The sequence below is a fragment of the Luteimonas sp. FCS-9 genome (assembly GCF_001014645.1).
Taxonomy (GTDB): Bacteria; Pseudomonadota; Gammaproteobacteria; order Xanthomonadales; family Xanthomonadaceae; genus Luteimonas.
Window position 1 is genome coordinate 236,550 of the sequence record NZ_LASZ01000002.1, and the last position, 16,998, is coordinate 253,547.

The 16,998-nt window shown below is 71.3% G+C and carries 15 protein-coding genes; 3 read left to right on the forward strand and 12 right to left on the reverse strand.

Translation table 11 applies throughout. The annotated features are described in order from the left end of the window. Window positions 1–41: 41 nt before the first annotated feature. The 5 genes from rodA to WQ56_RS02715 all read right to left on the reverse strand — a co-directional run bounded on the left by rodA (window position 42) and on the right by WQ56_RS02715 (window position 5,871). Window positions 42–1,151, reverse strand: a complete 1,110-nt coding sequence (gene rodA, locus WQ56_RS02695) for a rod shape-determining protein RodA (protein ID WP_047135520.1) — start codon at window positions 1,149–1,151, stop codon at window positions 42–44. Further along, window positions 1,148–3,157, reverse strand: a complete 2,010-nt coding sequence (mrdA, locus tag WQ56_RS02700; protein ID WP_047135521.1) for a penicillin-binding protein 2 — start codon at window positions 3,155–3,157, stop codon at window positions 1,148–1,150. The genes rodA and mrdA overlap by 4 nt, the downstream gene beginning before the upstream one ends. A gap of 7 nt (window positions 3,158–3,164) precedes the next feature. Further along, window positions 3,165–3,644: a rod shape-determining protein MreD gene (mreD, locus tag WQ56_RS02705; protein ID WP_047135522.1), complete on the reverse strand. Its 480-nt coding sequence runs from the start codon at window positions 3,642–3,644 to the stop codon at window positions 3,165–3,167. Then, on the reverse strand, window positions 3,641–4,678 hold the full coding sequence (gene mreC, locus WQ56_RS02710; RefSeq protein WP_047135648.1) for a rod shape-determining protein MreC: 1,038 nt from the start codon (window positions 4,676–4,678) through the stop codon (window positions 3,641–3,643). Before mreC ends, mreD begins: the two co-directional genes overlap by 4 nt. 149 nt (window positions 4,679–4,827) lie before the next feature. Continuing rightward, entirely contained in the window at window positions 4,828–5,871 is a 1,044-nt protein-coding gene (locus WQ56_RS02715) for a rod shape-determining protein (RefSeq protein WP_047135523.1), read from the reverse strand. A 253-nt stretch (window positions 5,872–6,124) separates the two neighbouring features. Between WQ56_RS02715 and WQ56_RS02720 the strand changes: the two genes are divergently transcribed. Continuing rightward, window positions 6,125–7,072 carry a carbohydrate kinase family protein gene (locus tag WQ56_RS02720; protein ID WP_047135524.1) on the forward strand — a complete coding sequence of 316 codons (948 nt, stop codon included), beginning with the start codon at window positions 6,125–6,127 and terminating at the stop codon, window positions 7,070–7,072. A 108-nt stretch (window positions 7,073–7,180) separates the two neighbouring features. Here WQ56_RS02720 and WQ56_RS02725 read toward each other — a convergent pair whose 3' ends face one another. The 3 genes from WQ56_RS02725 to WQ56_RS18980 all read right to left on the reverse strand — a co-directional run bounded on the left by WQ56_RS02725 (window position 7,181) and on the right by WQ56_RS18980 (window position 9,868). Beyond that, a complete protein-coding gene (locus tag WQ56_RS02725) occupies window positions 7,181–7,744 on the reverse strand; it encodes an NAD(P)H-dependent oxidoreductase (RefSeq protein WP_047135525.1) in 564 nt (187 codons plus the stop codon). Window positions 7,745–8,186: 442 nt separating this feature from the next. Beyond that, window positions 8,187–8,615 carry a hypothetical protein gene (locus tag WQ56_RS02730; protein WP_197076409.1) on the reverse strand — a complete coding sequence of 143 codons (429 nt, stop codon included), beginning with the start codon at window positions 8,613–8,615 and terminating at the stop codon, window positions 8,187–8,189. A 53-nt stretch (window positions 8,616–8,668) separates the two neighbouring features. Further along, the gene (locus WQ56_RS18980) at window positions 8,669–9,868 is read right to left on the reverse strand and encodes a polymorphic toxin type 44 domain-containing protein (RefSeq protein WP_197076410.1); all 1,200 of its coding nucleotides are present in this window, start codon (window positions 9,866–9,868) and stop codon (window positions 8,669–8,671) included. A 264-nt stretch (window positions 9,869–10,132) separates the two neighbouring features. Here WQ56_RS18980 and WQ56_RS02740 point away from each other — a divergent pair, with 264 nt between their 5' ends. After that, complete coding sequence (locus tag WQ56_RS02740; RefSeq protein ID WP_047135527.1) at window positions 10,133–11,617, forward strand: MATE family efflux transporter; 1,485 nt, start codon at window positions 10,133–10,135, stop codon at window positions 11,615–11,617. 600 nt (window positions 11,618–12,217) lie between these two features. On the opposite strand, the gene WQ56_RS02745 is transcribed toward WQ56_RS02740, so the two are convergent. The 3 genes from WQ56_RS02745 to WQ56_RS02755 all read right to left on the reverse strand — a co-directional run bounded on the left by WQ56_RS02745 (window position 12,218) and on the right by WQ56_RS02755 (window position 15,395). Continuing rightward, window positions 12,218–12,466 carry a hypothetical protein gene (locus WQ56_RS02745; RefSeq protein WP_047135528.1) on the reverse strand — a complete coding sequence of 83 codons (249 nt, stop codon included), beginning with the start codon at window positions 12,464–12,466 and terminating at the stop codon, window positions 12,218–12,220. A 37-nt stretch (window positions 12,467–12,503) separates the two neighbouring features. Continuing rightward, the gene (locus WQ56_RS02750; protein WP_047135529.1) at window positions 12,504–13,238 is read right to left on the reverse strand and encodes a hypothetical protein; all 735 of its coding nucleotides are present in this window, start codon (window positions 13,236–13,238) and stop codon (window positions 12,504–12,506) included. A gap of 180 nt (window positions 13,239–13,418) precedes the next feature. Continuing rightward, complete coding sequence (locus WQ56_RS02755) at window positions 13,419–15,395, reverse strand: M1 family metallopeptidase (RefSeq protein WP_047135530.1); 1,977 nt, start codon at window positions 15,393–15,395, stop codon at window positions 13,419–13,421. A gap of 113 nt (window positions 15,396–15,508) precedes the next feature. Between WQ56_RS02755 and nfi the strand changes: the two genes are divergently transcribed. After that, a complete protein-coding gene (gene nfi, locus WQ56_RS02760; RefSeq protein WP_047135531.1) occupies window positions 15,509–16,204 on the forward strand; it encodes a deoxyribonuclease V in 696 nt (231 codons plus the stop codon). A gap of 25 nt (window positions 16,205–16,229) precedes the next feature. On the opposite strand, the gene ubiE is transcribed toward nfi, so the two are convergent. After that, complete coding sequence (ubiE, locus tag WQ56_RS02765) at window positions 16,230–16,991, reverse strand: bifunctional demethylmenaquinone methyltransferase/2-methoxy-6-polyprenyl-1,4-benzoquinol methylase UbiE (RefSeq protein WP_047135532.1); 762 nt, start codon at window positions 16,989–16,991, stop codon at window positions 16,230–16,232. Window positions 16,992–16,998: the final 7 nt, after the last annotated feature.

The window sequence follows — 16,998 nt, forward strand, 5'->3', positions numbered from 1 at the left end:
CGCAAGGCCAACACTGCGTCGCCGCGATCGTTGTGACGCGGTCAGCGACGCCGCCGGCCGCTCGCCTGCACCGCCATCACCACGCCGAAGCCGGCGAGCAGCGACACCGCGGCCGTACCGCCGTAGCTGAGCAGCGGCATCGGCACACCGACCACCGGCAGCAGGCCCGAGATCATGCCGCCGTTGACGACCACGTAGACCGACATCGCCAGCCCCAGGCTGCCGACCAGCAGCCGCGAGAACCCGTCGCGCGCCTGGCCGGCGATCCACAGGCAGCGGCCGATCACGAACAGGTACAGCGCCAGCGTGACCACGACGCCGATCCAGCCGAATTCCTCGCTGAGCACCGCGAACACGAAGTCGGTGGTGTGCTCGGGCACGTAGTTGAGGTGGGACTGCGAGCCGTCGCCCCAGCCCTGCCCGCCCAGCCCGCCCGAGCCGATCGCGATGCGGGACTGGATGATGTTCCAGCCGGTGCCCAGCGGATCGGACTCCGGGTCGAGGAAGGTCAGGATGCGGTCCTTCTGGTAGGGCTGCAGGTACCAGAACCACGCGGCGGGCGCGGCGAGCGCGGCGGCGGCGGCGGCGCCGGCGAACCACCACCACGACAGCCCGGCCAGGTACAGCGCGAACGCGCCGCCGGAGGCGACCAGCACCGCGGTGCCGAGATCGGGCTGCAGCAGCACCAGGCCGGTCGGCAGGCCGATGATCGCCGCCGCGATGGCGATCGTCCCCAGCCGCGGCGGCGTCGGCTGCTGGCCCAGCCACCACGCCGCCATCATCGGCAGCGAGAGCTTCATCAGCTCGGCCGGTTGCACGTAGAACACGCCCAGGTTGAGCCAGTGCTGGCCGCTGCGGCCGGTGCCCAGGAACAGCACAGCGACCAGCGGCAGCAGCGAGGCGGCGTAGGCCAGCGGCGTGAAGCGCCGCAGCTGCACCGCCGGGATGCGCGAGAGCAGCCACATCGCGGCCAGGCCGACCGCGTAGCGCCCGGCCTGCGAGCCGACCATCGCCAGGTTCTTGCCGCTGGCGCTGTGCAGCACCGCCAGGCCGATCGCCATCAGCGCCGCCAGCGCGGCGAGCAACGGCCAGTCGAGCGTGCGCGTGAAGCGCAGCCACAGGTCCAGCAGCCAGCGCAGGATGACCCTCATCGCGGCGCCTCCGGGGTCACCGGCGCGACGACCTCGGCCGGCGGCACCGTGCGCACGCCGTCGACGACGGCGTCGAACGAGACCTCGCGCGCGAGCGCGGCCTGCGGGCCGGCGGCGGCGACCGCGGCCGGCGCACCGGTCGCCGGGTCCACCTCGACCTCCGGCATCTTGCCCAGCAGCCAGGCGTCGAAGATGCGCCGCGCGATCGGCGCAGCGGTCGTGCCGCCGTAGCCGCCGTGCTCGACGATCACCGCGACCGCGATGGTCGGGTTCTCGGCCGGCGCGTAGCCGACGAACAACGCCTGGTGGCGCAGGTGGTAGGGCAGCGCGCGCGGGTCGAGGCTGGCGCTGCCGCGGCGGCTCACGCGCTGCGCGGTGCCGGTCTTGCCGGCCATCCGGTACTGCGCGCCGCGCGCCATCGCGGTGCCGGTACCGCGGCCGTGGATCGTATTCACCATGCCCTCCTGCACCGCGCGCAGGTGGTCGGGCCGGTCGGTGATGCGCTCGGCGGCCGGGCGCTCGATCGCCCGCCACGGCGCGTCGAAGCCGTCGCGGCGCTCGGCGGCCAGGTGCAGGGTGTTGAGCGTCCCCCCGTTGGCGATCGCCGCGGTGCCGCGCGCGAGCTGCAGCGCGGTCGCGATCCAGTAGCCCTGGCCGATGCCGGCGATCACCGTCTCGCCCGCGTACCAGGGCTCCTTGCTGCGCTGGGCCTTGTAGCGCGGGGACGGCACCACGCCGGCGTTCTCGCCGAGCAGGTCGATCCCGGTCGGCTGGCCGAAGCCGTAGCGCGTCATGTACTGGTCGAAGCGCTCGATGCCCATCTCGTAGGCGAGCTGGTAGTAGTAGTAGTTGATCGAGCGCGAGATCGAGTCGCGCAGATCGGTCCAGCCGCCGCCGCGGCCGGCGTCGCGATAGCCGCGGCGCTGGCCGGGAATGAAGAACTCGCCGGTCGAGAACACCCGCCATTCGGGCGTACGCAGGCCGCTGTCGACGCCGGCCAGCGCGACCAGCGGCTTGATCGTCGAGCCCGGCGGGCCGCCGCCGAGCACGTTGCGGTTGAACAGCGGCCGCGCCGGGTCGTCCATCAGCCGGCGGTAGTCGGTGTGCGAGATGCCGTTGACGAACAGATTGGGGTCGAAGCTGGGCAGGCTGACCATGCCCAGGATGTGGCCGGTCGCCGGCTCGACCGCGACGGCCGAACCGTGCAGGCCGCCGAAGGCCAGCACCATCGCACGCTGCAGGTCGGCGTCCACGCTCAGCCGCAGGTCGGTGCCGGCGGTCGCCGGGACCAGCCCGAGCCGGCGCAGCGCGCGCCCTTCCACGTTGGTCTCGACCTGCTCGTAGCCGATCCGGCCCCGCAGCTGCTCGTCGTAATAGCGCTCCAGGCCCGTGCGCCCGGTCTGCGGGAACAGCAGGTGCGCCTGTCCGTAGCGCTCGACGTCGCTTTCGTCGGTGCGCCCGACATAGCCCACCACGTGCGCGAACAGGTCGCCGTAGGGATAGTGCCGGTTGAGGTAGGGCACGACCTCCACGCCCGGGAAGCGCCAGCGGTCGAGCGCGAAGCGCGCCATCTCGTCCTCGCTGATGCGCAGCTTCAGCGTCACCGGCCGGAAGCCGCGCTGGCCCTTGCGGTCGCGCTCGAACCGGGCGACGTCGTCGGGCGACAGCGCGATGATCCGCGACAGCTCGGCGATCAGCTGGCGCGGGTCGCCGGCCTCCTCGGGCGTGACGTCGAGCCGGTAGGCCTGCTCGTTGCCGGCCAGGATGCGCCCCTGGCGGTCGTAGATCAGGCCGCGGCCGGGCACCACCGGGCGCGGCTTGATCCGGTTGGCCTCCGAACGCTTGGCGTAGATCTCGTGGTCGACGACCTGCAGCTTGAAGTACCAGCCGGCCAGCACCGTCAGCGCGACCACGACCAGACCGAAGCCCACCAGCGCGCGGCGCGCGAACGCCGCGGCCTCGGCGGCGTTGTTGCGCACATCGGAGCGGCGGCGGCGCGTGGCCACGGCCGCCCTACCCGCGCCGTCCGAAGCGCAGCGCGTCCATGACCAGGTACAGCGGCGCCCACAGCAGCATGCCCAGCACCGGCGCGATCCAGTACGTCCACGGCAGTTGCGGGATGCCCAGCGCGCCGTGGATCGCGGCGCTGACGATGCGGTCGTTGAGCAGCAGGCCGCCGATGGCGAGCGCCTGCTGAGCGACCGGGAAGAAGCGCATCTGCGAGCGGAAGCGCTGCAGGATGAAGCTCATCACCACCAGTCGCAGTGCCTGCTCGCCGAGCAGCCCGCCGAACGCGAGGTCGGCGACCAGCCCGACGACGAACGCCAGGCCGAGCCCGGCGCGGTCGGGATCCTCGATCACCCAGTAGGCGACCACCAGCGCCAGCCAGAACGGGCGCAGCGGCTGCAGGCCGGCCGGCAGCGGCAGCAGGCCGAGCAGCAGCGCGGCCAGCAGGCTGACCGGCAGCAGCCAGCGCTTGCGGCGGCGGATCATCGTGCAGGCTCCGTGGCGGGCGGCGCATCGGGCGGCGTCGGCGGGGCGTCGACCGGCGTTCCGGCGGGCGCGGCCCCGGTCGGCGCTTCGGGCACTTCGGGTGCGTCCGCCGCTTCGGCCTCGGCCTCGGCCTGGGCGCGCAGCGCGGCCTCGCGCTCGGCCGCCGCGGCGTCGAGGTCGGCCGTGGTCACCGGCACGACGACGTCGCGCAGCAGCAGCACGTCGCGCCCGCGGTCGACCTGCGCGGCCGGCGTCAGCCGCCCGAGCAGGAACGCGCGGCTGTCGTCGGGCTCGAGCGCGGCGACCGTGCCGACCGGAAAGCCGGGCGGGAAGCGCCCGCCCAGGCCCGAGGTCACCAGTGCATCGCCCACGCGCACGTCGGCCGACAGCGGCACGTTGCGCAGCAGCAACGCGTCGGCATGGCCGCTGCCGTAGGCGACCAGACGCACGCCGTTGCGCGCCACGACCACCGGCACCGCGTGCTCGAGGTCGGTCACCAGCAACACGGTCGCGGTCGTCGGGGTCGCCGCGATCACCTGGCCGAGCAGGCCGCCGGCGTCGATGACGCTCTGCCCGGCGCGCACGCCGTTGCGGCTGCCGGCATCGAGCAGCAGCCGCTGGCGCGTGGGGTCCTGGTCGACGTCGAGGATCGGCGCCAGCTGCACCTGGAGATTGCCCTGCCCGACCGCCCCGAGCAGGCGGCGCAGGCGCGCGTTCTCGGTCGCCTCCACCCGCAGCCGGGCCTGGCGGGCATTGAGCACCAGCAGTTCGTTGCGCAGCCGGCGGTTGTCCTCGGCGAGCTGGGCACGGGTCGCCGCGTCGTTGCGCATGCTCGTGCCCAGCCGCGACGGCAACCCGGCCAGCCACCACAGCGGCTGCACCACGACGGCCGCCTGGTGCCGGGCCTCCGACAGCCAGCTGCCGCGGTGGTCCATGACGATCAGCGTGCACGACAGCGCCAGGTAGGCCAGCAGCCGCAACGTGCCGGAGACGTCGCCGGGGCGCGGGGCGGGGGAACTGGCGGAAGAGGACACTGAGGCGCGCCGTGATGGGTGATGGGTGATTCGTGATGGGAAACGACCGGTGGCCGGACGCACGGACGGGTGCCCCGGCCATCCGGGGCGCCGGGTGCCGCACCGGCGCCGCGCCCCGCGGATCACGAATGACCGATCGCGGCGCGCCGTCAGTCCGCGGCGAAGAACTCGTTGCCGTGCAGGTCGAGCAGCTCCAGCGCCCGGCCGCCGCCGCGGGCGACGCAGGTCAGCGGATCCTCGGCGACCTGCACGTGCAGGCCGGTGGCCTCGCTGATCAGGCGGTCGAGGTCGCGCAGCAGCGCGCCGCCGCCGGTCAGCACGATGCCGCGCTCGGCGACGTCGGCGCACAGCTCGGGCGGGGTCTGCTCGAGCGCCTGCTTGACCGCCTCGACGATGCCCGACAGCGGCTCGCGCAGCGCATCGAGCACCTCGTTGGAGCTGATCGTGATGACCTTGGGCACGCCCTCGGCCAGGTGCCGGCCCGAGACCTCGATCTCGACCACCGGCTCCTGCGGGTAGGCGCAGCCGATCTCGAGCTTGATCCGCTCGGCGGTGGCGTCGCCGATCAGCATGCCGTGGTTGCGGCGCACGTAGTTGATGATCGACTCGTCGAAGCGGTCGCCGCCGATGCGGGCCGACTGCGAGTAGACGATGCCGTTGAGCGCGATGACCGCGACCTCGGTGGTGCCGCCGCCGACGTCGACGACCATCGAGCCGCGCGCCTCGGTCACCGGCATGCCGGCGCCGATCGCCGCGGCCATCGGCTCCTCGATCAGCGACACCTCGCGGGCGCCGGCCTCGAGCGCCGAGTCCTTGATCGCCCGCTTCTCGACCTGGGTCGACCCGGCCGGCACGCAGATCAGCACGCGCGGGCTCGGGCGCAGGAAGCGCGACTTGTGCACCTTCTTGATGAAGTGCTTGAGCATCTCTTCGGTGTAGGTGAAGTCGGCGATGACGCCGTCCTTCATCGGGCGATGCGTGGTGATGTTGCCCGGCGTGCGGCCGAGCATCTGCTTGGCCTCGGCGCCGACCGCCGCGACGACCTTCTGGCCGGCGGTGCGGTCCTGGCGGACGGCGACGACCGACGGCTCGTTGAGCACGATGCCCTGGCCACGGACGAAGATCAGGGTATTGGCGGTGCCCAGGTCGATGGACAGATCGTTGGAGAACAGGCCGCGGAACTTCTTGAACATCGGGAAAAGGCGTCCGTCAGAGGGGGCGACACAAGCGCGCTAGCCTAGCAAAAAAGCCGCCGCCCCGCGGCCCCGGGACGACCCGTATTGCGCTTTCGGACGCGCCGTCCCGGCGTCCGCTGCACCCCGCTCCGGCCCGCTTCCGGACCGCGCCCGGGCCTCCGCCGCCGGCGCGTGGACGCCCGCCGCCCGGCCCGCCGCAGCCGGGGTGCCGTAGACTAGCCGGCCTTCGACGACTGACGAGTTGCGCGCGATGCCTGCACTGATCTGCGGTTCCCTGGCCTACGACACCATCATGGTGTTTCCGGACCAGTTCAAGAACCACATCCTCCCGGACAAGGTGCACATCCTGAACGTCTCGTTCCTGGTCCCGCGGATGCGCCGCGAGTTCGGCGGCTGCGCCGGCAACATCGCCTACAACCTCAAGCTGCTGGGGGGCGACCCGATCCCGATGGGCACCGTGGGCCAGGACTTCGGCCCCTACCGCGAGTGGTTCACCGAGCTGGGCATCAATCTCGACCACGTGCGCGAGATCCCGGAGCTGTTCACGCCGCAGGCGTTCATCACCACCGACCACGACAACAACCAGATCACCGCCTTCCACCCCGGCGCGATGATGCGCAGCCACGAGAACCACGTGAAGGACGTGCCCGGCATCACGATCGGCCTGGTCGGTCCCGACGGCCGCGAGGGCATGCTGCAGAACGCGCGCGAGTTCTCGGAGGCCGGCACCCCGTTCGTGTTCGACCCGGGCCAGGCGATGCCGCTGTTCAACGGCGACGAGCTGCGCCAATTCATCGAGCTGGCCGACTACGTGATCGTCAACGACTACGAGTCCAACCTGCTGCAGGAACGCACCGGCTGGGACGAGACCGTCATCGCCGGCAAGGTGCGCGCCTACATCTGCACGCGCGGCCCCAAGGGCGTGGTGATCCATGCCGAGGGCCAGACCCACGACGTGCCGCCCGCGCACGAGCGCCGCGTGACCGACCCGACCGGCTGCGGCGACGCCTTCCGCGCCGGTCTGCTGTTCGGCATCGAGAAGGGTTACGACTGGCTGACCATCGGCCGCATCGGCAACCTGATGGGCGCGCTGAAGGTCGAGCACCCCGGCACCCAGAACCAGCGCTTCGACTACGAGGAGTTCTCGCTGCAGTTCCGGCAGCAGTTCGGGTATTCGTTGGAAAGCAAGCACGCCTGAGGGCGGGCACGAAGCGCGGACAGTCGGCCGCGCCCGCGGCACACCCCGTGACGCGGGCGGGCGGGCGGGTGCCCGCGCGACGACCGAACACCGCCCGCATCGCGTCGCCTAGTCGCGCGACGGCCCGCCGTGCCGCGCGATCCACGCCAGGTAGGCGTCCAACCAGCCCTGCATGAAGTCGCGGCTGGCCTTGCCGAAGCCGCCGTCGTCGTCGAAGACGCCGTCTTTGACGTGCAGGAAGACCTCGGGCTGGCCCAGGGTCGGCATGTCGAGGTAGGCGAGGATGTTGCGCAGATGCTGCTGGGCGAGCGCCGAGCCGATGCTGCCGATCGAGGCCCCGAGGACACCGGCCGGCTTGCCCGCCCACACGCTCTGACCATAGGGCCGCGAGCCGTGGTCGATCGCATTCTTCAGCACGCCGGGCACCGAGCGGTTGTACTCGGGCGTGACGAACAGCACTGCGTCACTGTCCCGCACCGTATCGCGCAGGCGCACCACCTGCGCCGTGGGGGCGTCGTCGTCGTCCTGGTTGTAGAGCGGCAGGTCACCAATTTCCACGTGCACGAACGTCGCGCGGTCGGCCGCGAGGCGCTCCAGGGCGTGGGCCAGGCGGCGGTTGATCGAGGCCTTGCGCAGGCTACCGACGAGAACGGCGATCCGAGGGGCGGACATGGGGTCTCCTTGAGGTGAGTGAACCGGCGGCGGTCGACGGCATCCACCATGGGCCAAGGACACGCGAGCGCGGATGAAATCCCGTGACCGGCGCAGCGCATGCCGGCTCACGGGCAGCCCGGCGCCGGGCGCCGCCCCGACCCGCACTTCCCCGCGATCCGGCGCCCGCTTGAACGCGCGGATGCCCCGCCGTCTCCCGACCACCTCCGCTCTGCCCGGCGACCTGACCCGCGGCCCGATCGCATCCACGCTGCTGGTCCTCGCCCGGCCGAAGGCCCGGTGCTCGAATGATGGGCGCGCCGGATTGGCAGACGTATCAACCGTCCTTGGAAGGCGCGCCTGACGAAGACTCCGGTCTTGCGTCTCGCACCACACGGCGAACGGGCGAACCGACGGCTCCAGGTACGCGCCCGGGTCGTTCCGCCTCGGGCGGCTCGGACCGTCAATCCCGCGGCGCCATCCCTCCCGCAGGCGCTTCCGGATTCTCGACGCCCTCCTGGAGGGCGATCGACACCTTGCGACCATTCACCTCGACTACATGGGCAGGGATGTCGATCGACCGCGCCTGCAAGTAACGGACATCCAGCACGCCTGGCGCGCGCCAATGCAGGTCGGCTCCGTACGCACTGGGGCTGCGGGTCGCGCCATACAGTTGCGCAGCGTAGGCCGCTTGGCTCGGAGTTTCCCCCTTCGGCACGACATGGACCCGGTAGACGAACGACGCGCTCGCACCGGGGTTGCCTTCCGTCAGCACCGCATCGATCGCGCCGTCGGGCGAGGTCAGTCTGGAGACCTCCACTTCAGCGCCGCCCGATACCGGTGCGCAAGCTACCAGGGCGGCCAGCAGCGCAATCACGTGGGTCGCACGCACCATCGATCGTCTGAGGTCCATATGCCCTGCATGTCATATCGGCGCAGTCGAGGTCAATCGGGCCAAACCCGATGCAGGCCCGCATTGTAGTAGTCGTAGCCATCCTTGATCTGCTGCTGATCGGCGGGGTCGTCGCCATACGAGCCGCCAAGGTCGTAGGGATTGCCCCACTCGTCCCTCGACGTGTCCGCCTGTGTCTGCGCGTAGCCAGCGGCACGCAGCGCCACGTCCTCAGGAATGCCCATCGCGGCCGCCACTACGCCATAGTGGAAGTTGCCGAAGTTCTCGTACTGCGCGCCCTGCTGCTTGTAGTCCCACTCAGCGCGGCCTTTGACCTGCTCGTAGAACCAGGGGAGATCCTGCGGGAACCCATGCGTCTGGGCCTCGGCGATGTTGTCGTCGATCGACATCGCCGGGGGCGCTTCGGGCGTGTTGACCAGACCGGCCGCCGCGGCTTCTTCGCGGGACATCACCTGCCCCATCGCCTGGGCCACGTCGTCGACGAAGGAGGCCGCCCCCAGCAGCCCTGCGTTGTCGCCCTGCATCGTCGCGAGCTGAGGCATCGCGGCTTCGAAGATCGCAGTGCGCGTCGCCAAGTCTGTCCCTTCCGCTGCGCCCAAGATGCCCGTGAGCGTGGCTGGATCGTAGCTCGTGGTTCCCGCGGTCATGCCGGAGAAGTCAGCGATGTACCGACGTCCCATCGCAACGGACATGACGTCCTGCAACTGGTCGGGGCTGAGCGATCCTACCGCCTGCTCGAATGCGGCCGGATCGCCTTCCAGGCTAGCGAGAATATTGCCGATCGCAGCGGTCTCGGCGTTGCCCCATGTCCCTTGCGTCGCGCTGTACTCGCTGTTGATGCTGCTCCGGGTCGCTTCGATTAAACCGGTCTTGGCCTCGATGCTCCCGTGGGTCGCGACGGCATCGGCAAGTGCGACGCGCCCGCTCGAGCTGCCGTCGAAGGCCTGGACGAAACGCGTCATCTGCGTGGCGTCCATGCCTTCGGCCAACGCGTTGAACAGGTCAGCGCGCTCGTTTGCGCTCAACGAGCCGTTCAGCCCATCGATTTCCTGCGTCCAGTTCTTGATGTCGTCGTCGCTGAGCCGGCTGATGAACTCGTTGCGCTCCCGCGGCGTCAGATCGACGACCGCAGCGGTGATGTCGTCGAGATCGCCTTTCGTGACATCCCAATCAAAGATGCCTTGCTCCAGACGGTCCTTGGCAATGTTGACTGCAGAATCGACATTCGTCATCCGAGTCACTCCAGGGCGAGGGTTGGGAAATCTTATGGAGGCGGATCGGCTTGCACATGCTGGGGAACACCCTAGAGCCCGCCATAGCGCGACGATCGCCGCATTCATTCCCAAGTACGGGCGAACTGTTCGGTGATGGCCCGCAAACCTGACCGGGCTGTCGGCCTGGATTGATCGATGTCGGGCAGACTTCCCGCCAATGGACGTTGCTTTCTCAGCCTGTTCATCACCGAATCACGATCCGATACACGCTTGAATACGCGGATGCCCCGCGCCACCGCCTCTCCCACCCCGCCCCGCGACCTGACCCGCGGCCCCATTTCCGCCACGCTGTTCGCCTTTGCCCTGCCGATCCTCGGCGGCAACGCACTGCAGTCGCTCAATGGCTCGGTCAACGCGATCTGGATCGGCCGGTTCCTCGGCGAGGACGCGATCGCGGCGATCGCCAACGCCAACAACATCCTGTTCTTCCTGCTCGGCGCGGTGTTCGGGGTCGGCATGGCGGCGACGATCCTCGTGGCGCAGGCGGTCGGCCGGGACGATCTGCCGGCGGCCAAGCGCGCGATCGGGACCAGCGCGACGTTCTTCCTGAGCGCCTCGGTGCTCGTCGCCATCGCCGGCCTGCCGCTCTCGGGCCCGGTGCTCGAATGGATGGGCACGCCGGCCTCGGCGCTGCCGCACGCCGAGGCGTACCTGCGGATCATCTTCCTGGCGGTGCCGTTCCTGTATGCGCTCGCGTTCCTGTCGGCGATCCTGCGCGGCGCCGGCGATTCGCGCACGCCGTTCCTGTTCCTGCTGCTGGTCGTCGCACTGGACATCGTGCTGGTGCCGCTGCTGCTGTTCGGGGTCGGCCCGCTGCCGGAGATGGGCATGGCCGGCGCGGCGGCCGCGAACCTGATCGCCAACGCGCTGGGGCTGGCCGCGATGCTGGCCTGGCTGCGGCATCGTCGTCACCGGCTGTGGATCGGCCGCCACGAGCGTGCGCTGTACCGGCCCGACTGGACCATCGTCCGCGCGCTGCTCGCCAAGGGCCTGCCGATGGGCCTGCAGATGGTGATGCTGTCGGCGGCGATGATCGCGATGATCGCGATGGTCAACGCGCACGGCATCGAGACCACCGCCGCCTACGGCGCCGCGCTGCAGCTGTGGACCTACGTGCAGATGCCGGCGATGGCGATCGGCGCAGCCTGTTCGACGATGGCCGCCCAGAACGTCGGCGCCGGCCACTGGGACCGCGTGGGCCAGGTGGCGAAGACCGGCGTGGGGATCAACTTCCTGATGACCGGCGTGCTGATCGCGGTGCTGATCGGCCTCGACCGCCATGCGCTGGCGCTGTTCCTGCCCGAGGGCAGCGCCGTGCTCGACACCGCGCGCCACCTCAACCACATCGCGATCTGGTCGTTCCTGTTCTTCGGCGTGACGTTCGTGCTGTTCGGCGTGGTGCGCTCGACCGGCGCGGTGCTGCCGCCACTGCTGATCCTGGGCGCCACGCTGTGGGGCGTGCGCGTGCCGTTCGCGACCTGGCTGCAGCCCACGCTCGGTGCCGACGCGATCTGGTGGAGTTTTCCTGCCAGCGCGCTGGTCGCGATGGTGCTGGCGATCGGCTACTACCGCTGGGGCGGCTGGCGCGCAGCACGCATGCTTGCCGACGATGAGGTCGCGATCCCGGCCGAAGTGGCGGCCCCGCCGCCGGCACCGGTCGCCGGAGTACCGCCGTGCCGGCCGCACCTGGAGCCAGCGGGCCGATGAACCCCGGATCACCCGCGACACCCGCCGCGTTGACGCCGCGACGTCGCGGGGCCATGTAGGGAGGACCTCCCTGCGCCCGTTCCGGAGCCGCCATGCGTCCCCTTCCCCTGTTGACCGCCGCCCTCGCCTGCGCGGTCCTCGCCACCCCCGTCACCGCGCAGCAGTTGCGCAACCCCGCCGATCCCCCGCCCGCGGCGATCTCGCGCCCCGCGCAACCCGCGCCCCCGCCGCAGCAGCTGCGTGCGCCCGCGGCCCCGCCGCCGAACGCGACGCTGCGCCGCGTGCAGCCCACCCCGCAGCTGTCGAACGACGTGACCCGGCCGGTCTCGCCGACCCCGGCGCTGTCGACGCGCGAGCGCTGCCTGCAGACCGCCCAGGGCGCGGTCCAGCCCGCATCCGACCAGCGCGTGTCCACCGCGCAGCGGCGCCTGGCGGCGACGCAGACCCGGCGCGCGGCGATCGGTGCCGACGCCGGCGACCCGGCCGACCGCTCCGGGCTGCGCGCGCAACAGGATGCCCAGCAGCGGACCATCTCACGCGAACGCAACGCCGCGGCCCAGCGGCTGGCCGTCGCCCAGGCCAACTGCAACTGGGCGCGCGTCAGGGTGCGGGCGCGTCCCCGGGCGCGTCCGCAGCCGCGCGCGCCAGCCAGTCGGGCAGCGCGCGCCGGCGGATGCCCTGCGCCCGGGCCTGCTGCAGCCGGGCCAGCATGTAGGCGCGCCGCGCGGGGTCGTCGCCGGCGAACGACAGCGCGAGGTCGCGGTCCATCCAGCGCCGGAACACCACGAACAGCACGACGTGCAGCCCCAGGGCCAGCGCGCTGACGACCACGACGATCGCCACGTCCATCAGCGCAGGCGCCCGGCCATCGGGCGCACTGGCGCGTTCACTCCCAGCCGGGCATCCGCGCCCGATCGAGTCCCGCGACCTCGAACACGACGGTGCGGGTGCCGCCGGCCTCGACCGGGAAGACGATCGAGACCGTCTTCGCACCGTCGAGCAGCCGCCACAGCGCCTTTTCGTCGTCGATGAACATCGCGATCGCCTCGTCGGTCTGCGGCCGGTTCGCGGCCATGCGGCGCGGCGCGGCATCGTCGATGGCGACCTCGACGCGGCAGCTGGGATAGCAGTCGAAATCGCCGGCTTCCAGCACGAGGTAGCTGCTGCGCCCCCACGACGGGTGGTCGCGGAAGATCAGCCGCACGGGCTTGGCGCCGCGACCGTCGACGTCGACCGGGTCGCGCGCGTAGATCGCCGCCGACACCTGCTGGCCGCCGTCGGCGGGCCGGGTGTCGTAGCTCCACAGCGCGGCCGTCCGGGCCTGCTCGCGCACCGCGTCGCCGCGGCGGCGGACCTCGTCGAACTTCGCGCGCACGCGGCCGGCCGCCTCGGTGTAGGGATGGCGCGACAGCAGCACGTCGGCCTGCGCCTTCGCCAGCGCCCAGTTCTCGGCGGCGACGGCCGCCTCGAAGTCGCGTTCGCCGGCGATCGCCTGCTGTTCGGCGGCGGCCGCCTGCGCCTGGGCCTGGGCGGCGGCCTGCGTCTCGCGATCCTGGCAGCCGGCGAGCGCCAGGGACGCGACGAACAGGGCGGCGGCGAGCGGGCGGGCGGCGGCAGGCATGGGGGCGTTCCTCGGAGATCTGGGCAGGGGCGCCGCCGATGCGACGCGCCGCACCAGCCTAGCAGGCCGCCGCGACGTCGCAACGGTCGCGCGCCCCGATGGACGGCCGACGTCGCCGCGGCCGGGCCCGAACGCACGCGGCCGCCCGAAGGCGGCCGCGCAGGGAACGGACGGACCGTATCAGTTGGCCGGCGACACGGCCTCGTCGTCGGCGGCCGGGACCGGCTTGGCCTCGGCGATCACCTTCTCGACCGAACCGGTCGTGATCGGGTGGTAGCCCGGACGCGCCTTGGCGAAGATCTCCTTGGCGAGCGCCAGGCCGGGCTCGGTCTGCACCAGCGCGTCGTAGATCGGCATGATCAGCTTGCGACGGCCGACGCGCGCGGTGAACTCCGCCAGCGCCTCGTTGGCCTCGGCGTAGCCGCTGCGCACGGCCAGCGGATACCAGCGCATCGCGATCTCGCCGTTGCCGGTGCCGGTGAAGTGATAGGCGCCGTCGAGCTGCGCCATCTGCTCGGCGGTCAGCGTCTGCGGCAGGCTGTCGAGGAAATGCAGCCATTCCTGCGTCGACCAGGCGTCGGTGATCTGGCGCGGCGGCAGCTCGGCGCTGCCCAGCCACGCCAGCCGCGCCGAGTCGACGATGCCGAAGTTGCGCGACATCACCTGCGGCGCCGAGGCCGGGATGCCCCGGCCGTAGACCCATTCCTGGATCTCGGCGTCGGTCACCGTGCCGGGGTACTTGTCGAACAGGTGTTCCTTCGCATACGCGAGGAACTGCTCGGTGGTGATGCTCTGGAACGCGAAGTGATCGAAGTAGCCGCGCAGGAACGCGTCGAACGGCTCGCGGCCGAAACGCTGCTCGAGGAACTGCAGGAACCAGGCGCCCTTGTCGTAGGCCACCGCGCTCAGCGCGTCGTCGGCGTCGAGTTCGGTGCCCGGCTTCACGGCCAGCGCCTGCACCGGCTCGGGCATCGAGACGATGCTCTCCTTGAGCGCGTTGCGGGCGATCACGAACTCCATGTCGCTGGTCTCCTTGCCGTAGACCGATTCGACGATGCGGTTCTCCACGTAGCTGGTGAAGCCCTCGTTGAGCCAGCCGTGCTTGGCGCTGGAGAACGTCACCAGGTTGCCCGACCAGCTGTGCGCGAGCTCGTGGGCGACCAGCGAGACCAGCGACTTGTCGCCGACGATGACGGTCGGGGTGATGAACGACAGCCGCGGGTTCTCCATGCCGCCGTAGGGGAACGACGGCGGCAGGATCAGCAGGTCGTAGCGCTCCCAGCGGTAGGGCCCGTAGAGCTGCTCGGTGGTGGCGATCATCTTCTCGGTGTCGGCGAACTCGGCCACCGCGCGCTCGAGCGTCGCCGGCTCGGCCCAGATGCCGCTGCGCGGCGAGATCGACTCGAACACCAGGTCGCCGGCGGCGATCGCCATCAGGTAGGACGGGATCTTCTGCGGCATCTCGAACGTGTAGTCGCCGTCGCGCTGCGCGTCGGGATCGTTGTCGGCGCTCATCAGCACCATCACGTCCGGACGCGAGGTGACGTGCGCGGCGTAGGTGTAGCGGATCGCCGGCGTGTCCTGCAGCGGCACCCACGAGCGGGCGTGGATCTGCTGCGACTGGCTGAACATGAAGGGCAGCTTCTTGCCCGCGGTCATCTCGGGCGTCAGCCACTGCAGGCCGGACGCATCCGGCGAGGTCGTGTAGGCCACCCGGACCTGTGCGTTGCGGTCCGGCACCTGGATCGTCAGCTTGCTGCCCAGCGTGGCGTCCGCGTCGGCCAGTGCGTACTGCAGCGGCTGCCACTGCCCGCCGGCCTCGCCCTCGACCTTGCCGATCGTCAGCGCGCGCGTGTCGAGGACCAGTTCGGTCGCGGCCGGGTCCTTCCACTGCAGCGTGTAGGTCGCGGTGCCGGCGATGGTCCGGGCATCGAAGTCGAGCGCCAGCTCGAGCGCCAGGTGATCGGTGACCACCTTGTCGGGCTCGGCGTAGGAATGCTCGTCGCGATCGGCCGGCTCGGCCGGTGGCGTCTCGCTGGCCGGCGGCGGCGTCGCGGTCCCGGCCTCGGGCTTGCAGCCGCCGACCGCCAGAGCCGACAGGGACAGCAGCAGCACGGAGGCCAGCTGCGGGAAACGGAACGGGGGAATTCGGATCACGGGCGTCTCGCGGCGGAAAAACTCCAGCGCAGTCTACTCCGTCGGCCTCGCCCCGCCCCGTCCGTGACGCTTCGTGCACGTCGCGGCGACCGCCCCGCAGGCAGCATGCGCCGATGCACGCATCCCCCTTCGGCGACTGGGACGGCAGCGCGGCGCAGGCCCGCGGCCTGCAGTCGCGCCTGGCCGCGCAGGTCGAGCTCGAGGACCGCCTGCCGGCGCGCGTCCGCTGGATCGCCGGCTTCGATGTCGGCTTCGAGGAGGCCGGCGCGGTGACGCGCGCCGCGGCGGTGCTGCTGGATGCGCAGTCGCTGCAGCCGATCGAAACCCATGTCGCCCGCGTGCCGACCCGCATGCCCTACGTGCCGGGCCTGCTGAGCTTCCGCGAGCTGCCGGCGCTGCTGGACGCGCTCGCGCGGCTGTCGCAGCCGCCCGACCTGGTGTTCGTCGACGGCCAAGGCATCGCGCATCCCCGACGCCTGGGGATCGCCGCGCATTTCGGTGTGACGACCGGCCTGCCGAGCATCGGCGTGGCCAAGAAGCGCCTGGCCGGGCAGTTCGAGCCGCCAGGGGATGCGCCCGGCGACCGGTCGCCATTGCGCGATCGCGGCGCGCACATCGGCTGGGCGCTGCGCAGCCGGGCGCGCTGCAATCCGCTGATCGTCTCGCCCGGGCACCGGGTCTCGATCGACGGTGCGCTGGACTGGACGCTGCGCTGCCTGCGCGGCTACCGGCTGCCCGAGCCGACCCGGCTGGCCGACCGACTCGCATCGCGGCGCGGCACCATCGAGGTCGCGCCGGCGCTGTTCTGAACCGCGGGTCCTTCGGCGTCCCCGCTCAGGCCTTGAAGCCGTCGTGGATCGCGACGATGCCGGCCGACAGGTTGCGGTAGCGGCAGCGCACGAAGCCGGCCGCGTCCATCATCGACCTCAGCTCGTCCTGCGGTGGGTGCTTGCGGATCGATTCGGCCAGGTAGCGGTAGCTGTCGGCGTCGCCGGCGAACAGCCGGCCCAGCCGCGGCAGCACCTGGAACGAGTGGAAATCGTAGAGCGGCCGGAACCACTCGGGCTTGACCTGCGAGAACTCCAGCACGCGCGCCTGGCCGCCGACGCGCAGCACGCGCCGCATCTCGCGCAGCGCGGCGTCCTTGTCGGTCACGTTGCGCAGGCCGAAGGCGATCGTCACCAGGTCGAAGCTGTTGTCCGGGAACGGCAGCGTCTCGGCGTTGCACTGCACGTACTCGAAGCCGCGCACCTGCCCGCGGTCGGTCATGCGGTCGCGCCCGGTGCGCAGCATCGCGGCGTTGATGTCGCCGAGCACGAGCTCGCCCGATTCGCCGACCCGGCTCTTGAGCAGCGCGGCGATGTCGCCGGTGCCGCCGGCCAGGTCGAGCACGCGGTCGCCGCGACGCACCTGCGCGGTCGCGACGAAGTAGCGCTTCCACACCCGGTGGATGCCCAGGCTCATCAGGTCGTTCATCAGGTCGTAGTTGCCCGCGACCGAGGAGAACACCTGGCCGACCAGCTTCTGCTTCTCGCCGGTGGGGACGTCGCGGAAGCCGAAATGGGTGGTGCCGGGTCTGGAGGATTCGTCGCTCATGGGCCGA

Coding starts and splice junctions, on each gene's coding strand:
- rodA (WP_047135520.1), bottom strand. CDS start 1,151: ATGAGGGTCATCCTGCGCTGGCTGCTGGACCTGTGGCTGCGCTTCACG.
- mreD (WP_047135522.1), bottom strand. CDS start 3,644: ATGATCCGCCGCCGCAAGCGCTGGCTGCTGCCGGTCAGCCTGCTGGCC.
- WQ56_RS02715 (WP_047135523.1), bottom strand. CDS start 5,871: ATGTTCAAGAAGTTCCGCGGCCTGTTCTCCAACGATCTGTCCATCGAC.
- WQ56_RS02720 (WP_047135524.1), top strand. CDS start 6,125: ATGCCTGCACTGATCTGCGGTTCCCTGGCCTACGACACCATCATGGTG.
- WQ56_RS02725 (WP_047135525.1), bottom strand. CDS start 7,744: ATGTCCGCCCCTCGGATCGCCGTTCTCGTCGGTAGCCTGCGCAAGGCC.
- WQ56_RS18980 (WP_197076410.1), bottom strand. CDS start 9,868: ATGACGAATGTCGATTCTGCAGTCAACATTGCCAAGGACCGTCTGGAG.
- WQ56_RS02740 (WP_047135527.1), top strand. CDS start 10,133: ATGCCCCGCGCCACCGCCTCTCCCACCCCGCCCCGCGACCTGACCCGC.
- WQ56_RS02745 (WP_047135528.1), bottom strand. CDS start 12,466: ATGGACGTGGCGATCGTCGTGGTCGTCAGCGCGCTGGCCCTGGGGCTG.
- WQ56_RS02750 (WP_047135529.1), bottom strand. CDS start 13,238: ATGCCTGCCGCCGCCCGCCCGCTCGCCGCCGCCCTGTTCGTCGCGTCC.
- nfi (WP_047135531.1), top strand. CDS start 15,509: ATGCACGCATCCCCCTTCGGCGACTGGGACGGCAGCGCGGCGCAGGCC.
- ubiE (WP_047135532.1), bottom strand. CDS start 16,991: ATGAGCGACGAATCCTCCAGACCCGGCACCACCCATTTCGGCTTCCGC.